Origin of the sequence: Aliinostoc sp. HNIBRCY26 (assembly GCF_050235535.1) — a bacterium.
Lineage (GTDB): Bacteria > Cyanobacteriota > Cyanobacteriia > Cyanobacteriales > Nostocaceae > Trichormus.
This window is the reverse complement of sequence record NZ_CP189852.1, coordinates 4,406,141-4,420,648: the sequence shown is the minus strand read 5'-3', so window position 1 is coordinate 4,420,648 and position 14,508 is coordinate 4,406,141. Positions and strand designations below refer to the sequence as shown.

Sequence of the window (14,508 nt, the reverse complement as noted above, 5' to 3'; positions counted from 1 at the left end):
TACAAGATTAGTAGAAATGCGAATCTCGAAGCTGAAGAAAGTAGCAAATAATAGTGGCAACACTCAACAAGAGTGCAGTGATTCTTCCCTATGAAAGAGTTCTCACTTATATAGTTTGGAAATTGAGAATAATGCAGAAAAATTTTTTACAAAAAGGCATATTTGCAGCCGTTGCCACATTTTCTTTACTATCAGGAATTACTCAGTCTGCGAATGCACAATCAAGAAACGTATTCGGAGCAATTTCCTATTCTCCATCTACTCAAGTTTATTCTTCAGGAATTGCTAGAACCAAGCAAGGCGCAATTAACGCCGCTTTAAGTAATTGTCGCAGTGAGAGCGAAGCTCAAGATTGTACAGTACCCCTGTGGTTTAGAAATGCTTGGGGTGCTTTAGCTGTTGGTTCTGATGGTAGCTACGGAACAGGCTGGGGAACTGACCAAGGTTTAGCAGAAAAGTTTGCTGTTAGTACCTGTCAACGTTACGGCGGTCAAAATTGTCAGGTAATTTTTGTCAGACAAGCTAGATAAAAAATTTCTCCCAAAAAAATATTCCAGTAGGGTGCGTCAGTGCTGACGCACCCTTGTATTTTGGTGAGTTAACGTTATCTTTATTTCTAAGTAAGTATGAATTTATGCTCAATAAATTGGGGGAAAAATGCCAATTACCACTAGAGAAAAACCAAATGCACCTCAACCACCAACTTTTAATTCTCTTGCAGAAGCCAGATTAAATCGCCAACAACGACTAGCCGCAGCTTTTCGCCTGTTTTCTCGGTTCGGGTTTGACGAAGGTGTTGCAGGCCATATTACAGCCCGTGATCCAGAAAACCCTAATCATTTTTGGGTGAATCCCTTCGGAATGCACTTTGGGTTAATTAAAGTCAGTGACTTAATTTTAGTTAATCATGAAGGGGAAGTGATTTTGGGCGATCGCACTGTCAACCGAGCTGCTTTTGCTATCCATTCCCAAATTCATGCAGCACGTCCTGATGTAGTGGCTGCGGCTCATGCACATTCACTTTACGGCAAAAGCTGGTCTAGTCTCGGTCGTCTACTTGATCCCCTCACCCAAGATGCTTGTTCTTTTTATCAAGACCATAGTGTATTTGAGGAGTATACTGGTGTAGTTCTCGACCCCCAAGAAGGTCAACGCATCGCCCAAACTTTAGGTAATAATAAAGCCCTGATTCTACAAAATCATGGTTTATTGACAGTCGGGCAAACAATTGATGAAGCTGCTTGGTGGTTCATTGCAATGGAACGTTCTTGCCAAGCTCAATTATTAGCGGAAGCTGCTGGTAAACCAAAATTAATTCAACCAGAATCTGCTAGTGTGGCACACAGTCAAGTTGGTTCTGCACAAATGGGCTGGTTTAGCTTTCAGCCTTTGTATGACATGATTGTTCATCAAGAACCTGATTTATTGGATTAGGGGTGTAATACTAATTCGCAGTTCGCAGTTCGCAATTCGGAATACCCGCTATCGCGGGAAGCAAGCTACGCAATGGACTAACGTCCCGCTACGCTAACGCAATTCGCAACGATGCTCCCGCTACGCTACGCTAACGTAATTAAGAAAGTTAAATAAGGTCTGGGTTTTGGGGTATTAACTTTTTACCCCTACACCCTTATACCTCTATAAATTCGCCTTCCAACTAGCCAAATCTGCCAAAGAGCGATCGCGATAACATCCGTAACGCTCCTGTTTATTTTTAATTTTCATGCCTAAATCGGGGAAAATCCCGAAATTCGGCGGCATTGGTTGGAAATGTTTCGGTGAGGCGGAACTGATAAACTCAAATAATGCCCCCATCATGGTTGTGTTGGGTAATGCCAAAGGTTCTTTACCCAAAGCTAACCGCGCCGCATTAATTCCCGCCAAACAACCACCGGCGGCGGCTGCTGTGTAACCTTCTGTCCCAATTAACTGTCCAGCCGCCAACAATGTAGGACGCTGTTTAAATTGCAAAGTTGGTAGCATTAATTGAGGCGCATTAATAAAGGTGTTGCGGTGCATGACTCCCAAACGCACAAATTCCGCTTTTTCTAAACTGGGAATCATCTGAAAGACTCGTTTTTGTTCACCCCAACGCAGATTTGTCTGGAAGCCAACCATATTCCACAACTGACCGGCTTTATCTTCCTGACGTAACTGCACCACCGCATAGGGACGTTCCCCAGTGCGACTATCAGATAAACCCACTGGTTTTAAAGGGCCGTAACGCATGGTGTCTTCTCCCCGTTGTGCGAGTTCTTCAATGGGGAGACAGGCTTCAAAAAATTTCGCTGTTTCTCGCTCAAAATCCTTGAGTTCTGTTTGTTCGGCTTGACAAAGTGCCTCCCAAAACCGCAGATATTGCTCCTTATTCATGGGACAGTTGAGATAAGCGGCTTCTCCTTTGTCATAGCGTGAAGCCATGAAGGCAATATCACGGTTGATGGATTCACCGACAATAATGGGACTAGCCGCATCAAAAAAACTCATGTATTCCATCCCAGTAAAGCGGTGCAAGTCCTCTGCTAAATCGGGACTTGTTAATGGCCCACTTGCCAAAACCACAATACCGTCAGGGATAGCTGGAACTTCGCCACGACGGAATTCAATTAAAGGATGATTTTCTAAAGTTTGCGTTAAATCCTGTCCAAATTGACCTCTATCCACAGCCAATGCACCGCCAGCCGGTACAGCGTGTTCATCGGCTTTAGAGATGACTATAGAACCGAGTTGGCGTAATTCTGTGTGCAGTAAACCCGCCGCGCGATCGCTTGCCATTGCGCCAAAGGAGTTACTACACACCAATTCTGCTAAATGTTCTGTATGATGGGCAGGGCTGAAACGCTGGGGACGCATCTCATGTAAAATTACTGGTACTCCAGCCTGAGCAATTTGCCAAGCTGCTTCTGTCCCAGCTAGTCCACCTCCAATTACTTGTATTGGTTGTTGAGTCATAGTCATTTTTATAATTCCTGCTTTATTAAAGATAATTTGCTGGGAAGGTATTTATAATAACGCAGGGGTAAAACCGTTGCATATTTTTATTTTCATCACTTTGATGATTTTAATTCGTCTCTCGATTACGCAGCCTTATCAAACAAAAAATATGTAGATAGTAGATGCTACGCTAAGGCAAATTCAGTATATTGTCTGACATGGGGTGGATGAAATGCTAAAACAATCTCCTCTTGTTTAATGCCTTTTCGCAACAAATCTGTGGCCACTCCGTCCTCTGTCCAATCTTCCTCAATCCAAATTTTGTCATTTTTTAAACGGATATGAATCATCACACTCTTAATCCGTTCATCTTTGTGCCAACCCATCAGCAACAAAAGGTACTGATCATGTACTTCGTCGAAGGCTAAAGCACTTTCAGTGGCAGAACCAGATTTTTCATTAAGTTGATGATACTCTGTTAAAACTTCTTGGACAATTTGACGATGATGCTTTAATCTATCCATTGCACAATTACCTCATTTTCCGCATCAACGATTAACAATTTAACTTGATTGCGAGTGAGAATCATCTGCGTTATAGCCTTTCTTACCCTAGTGAAGTACAAACGACAATAATTAAACGCAGATGAACACAGATAAACGCGGATAAATTTGTACCTAAGCAGACTAGGAAACGCTATAACTAGCGTTGGAAATGTACAAGGAAAACCGTTGCGAATTGGTGCGATTTTATTTATTTTCATCACCTTGATGATTTTTATTCACCTCCCGTCTGTGGAGTCTCACCAAAAATCTTACCCGTCGTTTGAATTCCTCAAAGTCTGCGTCGCTGAGTTGAGTTTTTTGCCAAGCTGGACGCTGGCTGATATGTTCACACCAATTTTGCAGTTGGGGATAATTATCTAAACCCACACCCAATTTAGGTAAAAATGGTAAAACTGTCCCAGCTACGATATCTGCTAGGGTTAACTTTTCACCAACGAAAAAAGGGCGATCGCCTATAATTCCTGTGAAAAATTGCAGCACTATATTTATATGTTTGACTGCTTGTAAAAACTGCGGCGATTCGGAACTCTCACACATTAGCGGTATAGTTTTTGGAAATAGTTCATTCGCCGTCACCATTTGCACCATTTTGGCTTGCGCCAAGGCTTTAGACTCACTAGGTAACAATGCAGGTGTGGGATATTTGCTTTCTAAATAGTCTAAAATTGCTAATGATTCTATAACTTTAAAACCATCATCTACTATAACTGGAATATGATGAAATGGATTAATTTCTATAAAATCTGCCTGCAATTGATCACCATTTAATTGTAATAAATTTGGCTCAAAATCAATTCCCTTTTCTAATAAAGTTATCCATACACGCCGAGCGTTAGGTGAAAGAGGGGCATAGTAAAATTGCAGCATAGAAAACTCCTATTGTTGATTTAAAATACCGAATGGTTTGTTTATGCACAAAAAAATTTGCTGACTAAATCTGCTGAACCTGGTAATATTTCTGTTTTAGTTCTTCTGGAATGGGAATTGGACGATTATTATCTAAATTTACAAAAGCACCTTTTTGTATAGCTAATGCGGCTAATTCTTCATTCGCTAAAATTTCCGCCTGCACAGTCCATTTTAACCGGCTTAAATTACTCAACCACAGACGACCAACTACTTGATAATTCAGCTTAATTGGTCGTTTATATTCGATTTCTGTACCTGCAATAATCGGTGCATATCCTTGCTGTAATTGTTTTTCTAAATGGAAATACTCTTCTAAAAACTTTAGGCGTAAATCTTCTAGCCACCTGATATAAACTATATTACTGACGATACCCATAAAATCTATGTCATAGGTTTTTATCGGGATCGTCATTACTACTTCCAACGCTCTAGATGATTGGTTTTCTACTGACATAATTCATCCTAATTAATTTTAAGACCATTCGGTCTGTAAAATATAAAAAAATTATCTTTTAAACTTACAGTGCAGTTATGAAAGATGAGTTTCTATATACTTATGCAGGTGATTAACTGCTCTTTGCATATAGATTTTATCTTCGTATAACTTGGTCATCATAATTGCACCTTCTAGAGTTGCAGTGATAATACTAGCGATTTCATCTGCATTAACTTCGGGTGGAATTTCCCCTTTGTTAACTCCAGTTTTAATGATGTGACAAATGAGATTTAGCCAAGCTGTCATCGCTTGCTGTGTGCGTGCTTTTAAAATAGGGTGAGCATCATCACTTTCTACTGCTGTGTTTAGTAATGGACATCCTCCGGGGATGGGTGGATTGTCTACAAAACTACTAAATACATTAATAATGGCCTTTAAACGAGCGATCGCATGACGTTCATGGCGTAATGCTAACCTGTAATGTTTACTCACACAGGCGATCGCATAATCAAACGCTTGTAATGCTAATTCATCCTTACTTTGAAAGTGATTGTAGATGCCTCCTTTTTTTAACCCTGTCACCCGCATGATGTCAGAAATCGACGCACCAGTGTATCCCTGTTGATTAAACAGTTCGGCTGCTTGTTGAATAATTCGAGCTTTTGTTTCTTCGCCTTTAGACATCGAAAATATTTAAGACCGATTGGTCTGATTAAAATTATCACTATATATATAGATTAGTCAATAGCCATTCAATGGCATTAATACTTATTTCTCTAGAGAGAAGGAAAACTAGATTTTAATCAATAAATTACTGGTAAGTCTTCTTTCCAGTTAAATTATGAACATTATCGCTTGGATAATTCTTGGTCTAATTGCTGGTGCGATCGCCAAGGCTATTTACCCTGGTCGTCAAGGTGGTGGTATCATTGCAACTATGATTTTAGGCATCATTGGGGCATTAATTGGCGGTACTTTAGTTACACTTTTAGAAACGGGAAGATTACAATTAACAGCAGCCACTTTCAGCATTCCAGGCTTTATTGTTGCTATTATCGGTGCGATCATTGCTATTTTTATCTGGAGTTTAGTTACGGGACGCACTAGTCACTAAGGGATTTTCAACTAAGAAAATATATTATCACGTTGATGGCATGGGGGCAGGGGGCAGGGAGCAGGGGGAAATTGCGGAAGGGAAAGACAGTTGTTTTGAAGCCGATAAATTGAATGATTTATTTTCTGTAAATACCCTGACTTTTGAATTTATTTGTCCCGATTCCCTTTATTTCCAGAAATATATGTATTTAGGCATTGAGGTAAATACTGACAGCAGGTAGACTGGGCAAATAATACCAATTGGAAAAATGATTGCGACCAACGGATTTCTGAAGAGCTTACCAGTAAAGCATTCTAAAATCCAAAATCCAAAATCCAAAATGGTATAAGGCAACTATCTGCATCCTAACCATGACTAATCGCCTTGCTCAAGCCCAGAGTCTCTACCTCCGCAAACACGCCGAAAACCCTATTGATTGGTGGACTTGGTGTGATGAAGCTCTTGCTACTGCTAAAACAGAAAATAAACCGATTTTTGTTTCTATTGGCTATTCCAGTTGTCACTGGTGTACTGTCATGGAAGGTGAGGCGTTTTCGGATCTAGCTGTAGCTGAGTATCTGAACGCTAATTTTTTGCCTATTAAAGTAGATAGAGAAGAAAGACCAGACATCGATAGCATCTATATGCAGGCTTTGCAGATGATGAGTGGTCAAGGGGGCTGGCCTTTAAATGTCTTTCTTTCACCAGAAGATTTAGTCCCGTTTTACGCTGGAACTTACTTTCCTCTAGAACCGCGTTACAACCGTCCTGGATTTTTGCAGGTTTTGCAAGCACTGCGCCGCTATTACGATACGGAAAAAGAGGATTTGCGGCAACGAAAAGCTGTAATTGCTGAAAATTTGCTAAAATCTGCGGTTTTGCAAGGTGAAGCAACACAACAAGCGCAAACACAGGAATTATTGCAGCGTGGTTGGGAAACGAGTACAGGGATTATTACGCCGAATCAGTATGGTAATAGCTTCCCGATGATTCCCTATGCTGAATTGGCATTGCAAGGAACGCGATGTCAGTTTGAGTCTCGGTATGATGGTCAACAAGTCTGCCTTCAGCGTGGTCTAGATTTAGCTTTGGGTGGGATTTATGATCATGTAGCTGGCGGCTTTCATCGCTACACCGTTGACCCTACTTGGACTGTCCCCCACTTTGAAAAGATGCTTTACGATAACGGTCAAATCGTCGAGTATCTAGCTAATTTATGGAGTGCAGGAATTCAAGAACCGGCATTTGCGAGGGCTGTATCTGGTACTGTGCAGTGGCTACAAAGGGAAATGACAGCACCGACTGGTTATTTTTATGCGGCTCAAGATGCGGATAGTTTTACTCATCCTGGGGAAAGAGAACCGGAAGAGGGGGCTTTTTACGTTTGGAGTTATGCAGAATTAGAACAACTGTTAACACCGACAGAACTAACAGAATTACAACAACAGTTTACAGTCACCCCTAACGGTAATTTTGAAGGGAAAAACGTATTGCAAAGACGCAATGCAGGGGAATTAAGTACAAATTTAGAGGTAGCTTTAGATAAATTGTTTGCGGTGCGTTATGGTAGTTTACCTGATGCTCTGCCCACTTTCCCGCCTGCACGAGACAACCAAGAAGCCAAAACCACTGACTGGCCAGGACGTATCCCCCCAGTTACAGATACAAAGATGATTGTAGCTTGGAATAGCTTGATGATTTCTGGGCTAGCCAGGGCGGCGGCGGCGTTCCAATTACCAGAATATTGGGAAATTGGGTCGAAAGCGGCAGAATTTATTTACTCACATCAGTTTGTTGCGGGACGTTTCCACAGACTCAACTATGAAGGTCAACCGGCTGTATTGGCGCAGTCTGAAGATTATGCTTTATTTATTAAGGCGTTGCTAGACTTACACCAAACTCAGAACCGACAGAACTCCTTATGGTTAGAAAAAGCGATCGCCCTGCAAACCGAATTTCATCAGTTTCTCTGGAGTGTAGAATTAGGTGGCTACTTTAATGCTGCTAGTGATGCGAGTCAAGATTTAATTGTACGGGAACGCAGCTATGCTGATAATGCTACACCCTCAGCTAACGGCGTGGCGATCGCCAATTTAGTCCGGCTATCACTGTTAACTGATGATCTCCATTATCTAGACTTAGCCGAGCAAGGTTTAAAAGCTTTTAACAGCATCATGCAGCAAGCACCCCAAGCTTGCCCTAGTTTATTTACCGCTTTAGATTGGTATCATAACTGCACTTTAATTCGCAGCACCCCTGAGCAAATTAACTCACTACTCCCCAAATATTTACCCACTGTAGCGTTGAGTGTAGTGTCTAATTTACCCGCCGATAGCGTTGGTTTAGTTTGCCAAGGGTTGAAATGTCTCCCCGCCGCCGGAAGTTTAGAACAGTTGTTGCAGCAAGTACAGCAGAGTCAAAATAGGGCATAGGGCTAATCAATTCAAAATTCAAAATTCAAAATTCAAGATTCTGTTCCCTGTTCCCTGTTCCCTGTTCCCTTTTCTCTAATGACTAATGACTAATAACTCACCACTTCTAACTGCTATCGTTTTGGCTGGGGGTCAAAGTTCGCGGATGGGACAGGATAAAGCTTTGATTCCTGTTGATGGTGTGCCATTGTTGCAAAAAATATGTAGTATTGCTGCCCAGTGTGCTGATATTGTGTATGTAGTCACCCCTTGGCCAGAACGCTATCAGCACTTAGATTTGCCTAATTGTCAATTTATTCGAGAGTCTACCCATCATCAAGGGGCTTTGTTGGGTTTTGCTCAAGGTTTGACACAGGTAAATACTGAGTGGGTTTTGCTACTAGCTTGTGATTTACCGAAGTTGCAACTTGAGTTATTGCAAGATTGGATTGCCAGACTGGATAAGGTGGATGAACAAGCGATCGCGGCTCTTGCTCATCATGATAAAGGGTGGGAAGTTCTGTGCGGTTTTTATCGTCGTTGCTGTTTACCGCAATTATTAGAGTTTATCAATCAAGGCGGGCGATCGTTTCAGCGTTGGTTACAAAGTTATCCTGTAGAAATTCTACCCTTATCAAATCCAGAAATATTATTCAACTGCAATACACCAGAAGACTTGGCTTTAATTCCAGATAGCAAATAGCAGGTTAAATTACTGCTATTGCCAGGTAAAAAACTTTACTGACGATAATTTAAAAAAAACCGTGATTTGTGATCTATCCAACATTAGTTTTTCTATGAAGTCTTGTATATTAAGTACAGCTTTTCTCAAAAACCTTGTATACCTCCTGGCGAGCAACACAGTCATCTGAATTTTAGGGGATTTTGGCTGGTGTGTGTACTCGCCTTTTTTTTGACTTTCAGTGATTCTGAATCATGAGGCGTGGGATGATTTAGTTAATTTCTTGAATTTAGCTTATGTTTCGTTCCTGGATATCTTGTATACTAGCGGTTTTATTAAGCTTCATGATGAGTGCTTGCACAACTGCAACTACTCAACCACAAGTACAGACTTCTGCAACATTCACCGCTAAAAGAGTCGTTACCCTTTCGTCTTTAGCGACAGATATTATATATCAATTAGATTCCACAAAACTGGTAGGAATTACAGGTAGCACATTATTTAAAAATGACTCGCGTTTCCAGAATCTACCTCGTGTTAGTGAAGGTCAAACTCCCCCTAATTTAGAAAAAATTGTGGCTCTTAAGCCAGATTTAGTCATTGGTGCAGCAGGCTTTTCTAATCAAGTCACTCAAAGACTAGAACAATTAGGAATTCGCACTTTATTGACACAAGTTAATAGTTGGCAATCTTTAGAAGAAGTAACTAAAGAAATAGCTAAATTAATTGCTGTGAATCCCCAAACTTTATTAGACCGTTATCAAAGCTTTTTACCAGATAAAATTGAGCGCAGTCCTTCTACTCTAGTTTTAGTGAGTATTCAACCGATTTTATCACCTAATAAAAATAGTTGGGCTGGTGATTTACTCGATAAATTCCAACTCAAGAATTTAGCAGCAGAACTACAAGGTAAAAGTCCCGTTGCTGGTTATGTCACACTATCAGCCGAAAAAGTATTAGAAGCAAACCCAGAGACAATTTTAATAGTAAGTTCACCTGGAAGTTCACCTAATTCTGTCTTAGAGGCTTTACAAAAAGAATCTTTTTGGCAGAAGTTACAAGCCACTAAAAATAATCGAGTCTATGTTTTTGACTACTATGGTTTAGTTAATCCAGGTAGTATAGATGCTATTGAAAAAGCTTGTCGTCAACTTCAGCAAAATTTATTTAAAAAATAAAAATACTAAAATTGAGTTTGTAGTGAGGACTTTAGTCCTTTTTTTATAACTTTATTCTTCACTACAAACCTTTCATCATTTACCTTACTGAGATTAATTGTATCCCAACAATGGATATTTTTAATCTTTTGCGGGACTAACAGATTTTTTGTCAATCGCAATATGATTAGGTTTCACAGAACCACCAGTTAAACTGCGGAAATATAAACCACCAACAGTTAACAAAAACGTCAGATATCCCACGGCTTGGACGAGATAGAGATTGTCTCTATAGCCAAATAAAGATTTGAAAACTATACCAGGAAATTCTTCATCAGGCAAAACTGTACTAGTATTCCAAACCATTGGCCCTAAAATACAAGAATGAATTTTAGTAAAGTGTTCGTAATAAAAACACAGACTTTCAGCAGCGCGGTTACTAAGGGCTAAATTAGCAAAAGCATCATCAAAATGTTTTAATGCAGAAACTACCAAACCCGCAACAATCAAGACTAATAAAACACCCATCACTTGGAAAAATTGACGGATATTAATTTTCACGCCCAACTTAAATAAGCCTACACCGATCGCAGCTGCTGTGGCTAACCCAGCTAATGCGCCAATTGTGGGGATGAGTCCTTGTTGGAAATTTGCAGCGACAAATAAGACTGTTTCAAAGCCTTCTCGGACAACAGCCACTAAAATTAAGCTAAAAACTCCCCAACCTGCTTGGGAATTGTTGACTAAAGCTTGGTTGACTGCTCCCTCTACTTGGGCTTTCATGTATCTGGCTTGCTTTGTCATCCAGATTAACATCCAACTGAGCATGGCGATCGCCAACACACTAAATACACCCTCTAGCATTGGTTCAACTACTGGGGTGTATTGGGGGTTAGCTGCGCCGAGAACTTTAATCAACCAGCTAAACAATACGCCAATCAGCGCGCTGACAACAATACCAACGGCGATACCAGCATATACCCAAATATTCAAGCGGGATTGTTTAGCTTTTTTCAATAGTGCTAAAACAATACCCACCACTAACGCGGCTTCCACGCCTTCACGAAGTGTAATAACAAAAGTAGGTAGAGCAGTGCTAAAGTTCATTGTTATTTAGTCCAAAGTCAACAGTCCACAGTCCATAGTTTAAAGTCAACAGTCCTCAGTCCACAGCCAAAAAAATTGACTATTGACTGTTGACTATTGACTATTGACTCTTAACTCTTAACTGAAATCGCGGAGCATTTTTTTCAATTCGAGATTATGTAGTTCTTCTTGTCCGATCATGGTACGGGCAAATTCTTCTAAGTAAATGCTGGCATTATCTACAGTTTCAAGTAAACTCTTATACATTTCTAAGGCTTTTCTTTCGTGGTTCAAGCTTTCTTCCAATATATCTTTTACAGAATGCTTGAAAGTCTCTTCCATTGGGGCGATTCTTAAGGTGGGATGTCCATCCAAACCTGTGAGAATTTCCCCTACTTGTTGAGCATGAAGTAAGGATTCGCTAGCCTGAGCTTTAAAGAAAGCCACGATAGGAATACGATTAGGGCCTGTCACCATCAAGGAATAGTGTGTGTAGCGCACTACTCCTGCGAGTTCAAATTCCATGATGGCGTTTAATAGGTCGATGGTCTTTTTTTGATCAAGCTCTTGCATTAGTCGTTAATTACAATGACGAAGGGGGTGTGATGAGTGAGGAGTTGTAAAAATTCGCAATTCGCAATTCGCAATTCGCAATTCGCAATTCAGAAAATCGGATTTTACCAGGATTTTTGAGTTTGCAACTGTGGCTGAATTTTGGAAAATTGGTGTTACAGGTTTAAAATACCTCACTGCTCACTTATTTTAAACTCCTCAGTTTGTTACTGATGGTACTTGACAATACTATCTTTAATACTAACTTTGTGCTTGGGTGCTAGATTGGTCAATGACTTTTTGGGAGTTGAGTTCAATAGTTTTGATCAGTTGAGTCACTTCGGGGGGTGTTTTCACTGGCTGTGCGGGGGGAATGACGCTAGGCCAGACTTTTTTAAGTTCGGTAAAACTCGTTTCAATGGCTTTGTGTGCTTCGGGGTTGCTTTGTGAAACTTGAGTCCCGATTCCTTTGTAGAGTTCGTCAGCGTAAATGACAAAGCCGCGAGAGTCTTGATATTCAATGGCTTCTGCTACTTTACCATTAGCGATCGCGGCTCCATATTCGGAGTTAGCTGCATCTAATAGGCCATTCACTACTTGTAAGACAAATCCTGGTTTGGTACGTTGTGCTTCCGGTAAAGCGGCGATCGCACCGTCTACTGACTGCTCAGAAGCGGTAAAATCTGTTTGAACTTTGGCACTCTTGGGACTGGATTTGACTAAATCTTGCAAGCTCACCAAAGTCGTCTTGAATTCTTTGACTTGACGTTCATTGAGTTGCTCTTCTACGTCAATATAAATCTCTTCGACCGGGTGTCCAATATGAGGTTCGGCTTGTTTTGGCTGATCTTTATCTAGTAGTTCTTTAGCAACAAACAAATGACCTTTCATTAACCCCATTTTGGTCATGTAGTCTACGTCTTTGGCTTCGCCTGTTAATTCTACTTCCTGAACACTGACTAAATCTTTAATTTGGTCGAACTGTTCTTGAGTAATGACTTTCTTGCTGACTAAATCCTCTGGACTACCATAGGGACGATTGGCTTGAATTTTATTGGATAAAGCCGGAACACCTAATTTGGCTTCAAATTTATCTAATTCTGACAAGATAGCAGTATTAATATTAATTTTCGCCTTACTACTGTGACCACTGTGAGTTACAGTTTCTGTTGTCTGGGTAATTGCTGGTGGCTGGGTACTCTCGGTTGTTGGTGTACCGCCATTGCAAGAACTTAAAGAGACGAGGAAACAACTAGCGATCGCTAGAAAAATATAACGGGGTTTGATCATAATTGCAAATAAAATTGAATTAACTAGACAAACTTTGAGAATTATTAGCGATAACTTCAAACTGTCCCATGCAGCCATTTTCTGCTATTGCATCTTGATGGGGATGGAACATATATTTCCCTGGATAGCGAAACGCAAACTCTAAAATATGTCTTTCTGCGACTCCCATTGTGATCACATCGGTTTTTTCACTAGGGTTCATCGTCATTCCCGAACGATAGACATCAAAAAAGTTGGCGTGGAGGTGAAAAGTTACCGCCGGATCAAATTCGATAATGTTGAGAACATACAACCGAATTAGCTGATTTTGGTAAATTTTAATGGGATGGTGCATATAATGATGTGGTAGCCCATTAAACGCATAATATTCATTGCGGTTATCGTCATTTACGTCATAACCAGCCATGACTAATACCATCTCATCAGCCGCAGGACGGGGTTTTGGCGGATCAATGATGAACATCCCATACAATCCCTTAGCGATGTGACGCGTCACCGGTTCAATGTGACAATGGTAGAGATGCACGCCGTATGGTTCAGCATCGAACTCATAGATTGTGGCACTACCATTGCTGACTGGACGCACTCCATCCATCTCCGCCGGATGTACGCCATGAAAATGCAAAGAGTGGGAATGTCCAGCTTTATTGAGAAATAATATCCGTATGCGATCGCCTTGTTTCGCTCTGAGTGTCGGCCCTGGTATGTGACCATTTAAATCCCATACATTGTAAGCTACTGCACTATTGAGTTGAATAACAGAAGTCCCCGCAGTTAGTTGGAATTCTCGAATAGTACGTCCATTTTCTTGCTTGACAGTACCATAATCGAAATTTCTCAGCATTTGCATGGGGTGCGCTACATTTTGAGCGTCATTCATCTCCATTGTCGGAATTTTGACAATTGGCTGGCTTTTACTATTAAAAGCTTGCAAAATTGCTGCGGCACCTACTACGCCAGCACCGCATAATCCCCATTTCAAAAGTTGGCGACGACTCCAAATTTCTCCTTTACCCAGAGAGTAATTATTGGGCATTGAAATTCAACCACAGTTTAAGCACAGTACATGAAGTTGCTAATAATTTGCAACTACAGTTGTGTATACTACAAGACGTAAAAGTTATTGTCAATAATTATCAAGAGTTTCTTTGTAAATCAATAAAGATTTGCAATTATAGAGGTCAGATAAATTTCTTTGCAAATCTTCACGATATTTTTTTCTTCATCTATCAATTTTAAGTGAAAATATTGAAATAATTGTATTAATTAATAATAGTAAATAAGACATTAAATGGTCAATTTCTGATGGCAAAAATCTCTGTACAGTACCAGTAAAGTCAATCAGAATATCGATAAATCTTAGCAGTCTAAACTATTGGTAAGGTTTAA

At 40.4% G+C, this 14,508-nt stretch carries 15 protein-coding genes; 6 read left to right on the top strand and 9 right to left on the bottom strand.

The window, feature by feature from the left end; genetic code table 11:
* Nucleotides 1-53 precede the first annotated feature (53 nt).
* Entirely contained in the window at nt 54-530 is a 477-nt protein-coding gene (locus ACQFX9_RS18780; protein ID WP_427157608.1) for a DUF4189 domain-containing protein, read from the top strand.
* Between the two features lie 127 nt (nt 531-657).
* Nucleotides 658-1,434, top strand: a complete 777-nt coding sequence (locus ACQFX9_RS18775) for a class II aldolase/adducin family protein (RefSeq protein WP_427157606.1) — start codon at nt 658-660, stop codon at nt 1,432-1,434.
* 204 nt (nt 1,435-1,638) lie between these two features.
* Here the strand turns inward: ACQFX9_RS18775 and trmFO are convergent, their stop codons facing one another.
* The 5 genes from trmFO to ACQFX9_RS18750 all read right to left on the bottom strand — a co-directional run bounded on the left by trmFO (nt 1,639) and on the right by ACQFX9_RS18750 (nt 5,529).
* A complete protein-coding gene (gene trmFO / locus ACQFX9_RS18770) occupies nt 1,639-2,952 on the bottom strand; it encodes an FADH(2)-oxidizing methylenetetrahydrofolate--tRNA-(uracil(54)-C(5))-methyltransferase TrmFO (protein WP_427162938.1) in 1,314 nt (437 codons plus the stop codon).
* A 167-nt stretch (nt 2,953-3,119) separates the two neighbouring features.
* Complete coding sequence (locus ACQFX9_RS18765; protein ID WP_427157605.1) at nt 3,120-3,458, bottom strand: XisI protein; 339 nt, start codon at nt 3,456-3,458, stop codon at nt 3,120-3,122.
* Nucleotides 3,459-3,683: 225 nt separating this feature from the next.
* Entirely contained in the window at nt 3,684-4,367 is a 684-nt protein-coding gene (locus tag ACQFX9_RS18760) for a glutathione S-transferase family protein (protein ID WP_427157603.1), read from the bottom strand.
* A 64-nt stretch (nt 4,368-4,431) separates the two neighbouring features.
* Nucleotides 4,432-4,863, bottom strand: a complete 432-nt coding sequence (locus ACQFX9_RS18755) for an acyl-CoA thioesterase (protein WP_427157602.1) — start codon at nt 4,861-4,863, stop codon at nt 4,432-4,434.
* Between the two features lie 75 nt (nt 4,864-4,938).
* Nucleotides 4,939-5,529 carry a TetR/AcrR family transcriptional regulator gene (locus ACQFX9_RS18750; RefSeq protein WP_427157601.1) on the bottom strand — a complete coding sequence of 197 codons (591 nt, stop codon included), beginning with the start codon at nt 5,527-5,529 and terminating at the stop codon, nt 4,939-4,941.
* Nucleotides 5,530-5,686: 157 nt separating this feature from the next.
* On the opposite strand from ACQFX9_RS18750, the gene ACQFX9_RS18745 reads away from it, so the two are divergent.
* The 4 genes from ACQFX9_RS18745 to ACQFX9_RS18730 all read left to right on the top strand — a co-directional run bounded on the left by ACQFX9_RS18745 (nt 5,687) and on the right by ACQFX9_RS18730 (nt 10,212).
* Nucleotides 5,687-5,959 carry a GlsB/YeaQ/YmgE family stress response membrane protein gene (locus ACQFX9_RS18745; protein ID WP_427157599.1) on the top strand — a complete coding sequence of 91 codons (273 nt, stop codon included), beginning with the start codon at nt 5,687-5,689 and terminating at the stop codon, nt 5,957-5,959.
* Between the two features lie 353 nt (nt 5,960-6,312).
* Nucleotides 6,313-8,373 (top strand): thioredoxin domain-containing protein, encoded by a 2,061-nt coding sequence (locus ACQFX9_RS18740; protein WP_427157598.1) that lies wholly within the window; start codon nt 6,313-6,315, stop codon nt 8,371-8,373.
* 85 nt (nt 8,374-8,458) lie between these two features.
* Nucleotides 8,459-9,055 carry a molybdenum cofactor guanylyltransferase gene (locus ACQFX9_RS18735; RefSeq protein ID WP_427157597.1) on the top strand — a complete coding sequence of 199 codons (597 nt, stop codon included), beginning with the start codon at nt 8,459-8,461 and terminating at the stop codon, nt 9,053-9,055.
* A gap of 275 nt (nt 9,056-9,330) precedes the next feature.
* Nucleotides 9,331-10,212, top strand: a complete 882-nt coding sequence (locus tag ACQFX9_RS18730) for an ABC transporter substrate-binding protein (protein ID WP_427157595.1) — start codon at nt 9,331-9,333, stop codon at nt 10,210-10,212.
* Nucleotides 10,213-10,332: 120 nt separating this feature from the next.
* Here the strand turns inward: ACQFX9_RS18730 and ACQFX9_RS18725 are convergent, their stop codons facing one another.
* The 4 genes from ACQFX9_RS18725 to ACQFX9_RS18710 form a co-directional block, all read right to left on the bottom strand.
* Nucleotides 10,333-11,298: an FTR1 family iron permease gene (locus ACQFX9_RS18725; RefSeq protein WP_427157593.1), complete on the bottom strand. Its 966-nt coding sequence runs from the start codon at nt 11,296-11,298 to the stop codon at nt 10,333-10,335.
* A 117-nt stretch (nt 11,299-11,415) separates the two neighbouring features.
* Nucleotides 11,416-11,850, bottom strand: a complete 435-nt coding sequence (locus tag ACQFX9_RS18720) for a ferritin-like domain-containing protein (RefSeq protein WP_236142389.1) — start codon at nt 11,848-11,850, stop codon at nt 11,416-11,418.
* A 240-nt stretch (nt 11,851-12,090) separates the two neighbouring features.
* Nucleotides 12,091-13,119: a ComEA family DNA-binding protein gene (locus ACQFX9_RS18715; RefSeq protein WP_427157592.1), complete on the bottom strand. Its 1,029-nt coding sequence runs from the start codon at nt 13,117-13,119 to the stop codon at nt 12,091-12,093.
* 19 nt (nt 13,120-13,138) lie between these two features.
* Nucleotides 13,139-14,155 (bottom strand): multicopper oxidase domain-containing protein, encoded by a 1,017-nt coding sequence (locus ACQFX9_RS18710; protein ID WP_427157590.1) that lies wholly within the window; start codon nt 14,153-14,155, stop codon nt 13,139-13,141.
* Nucleotides 14,156-14,508: the final 353 nt, after the last annotated feature.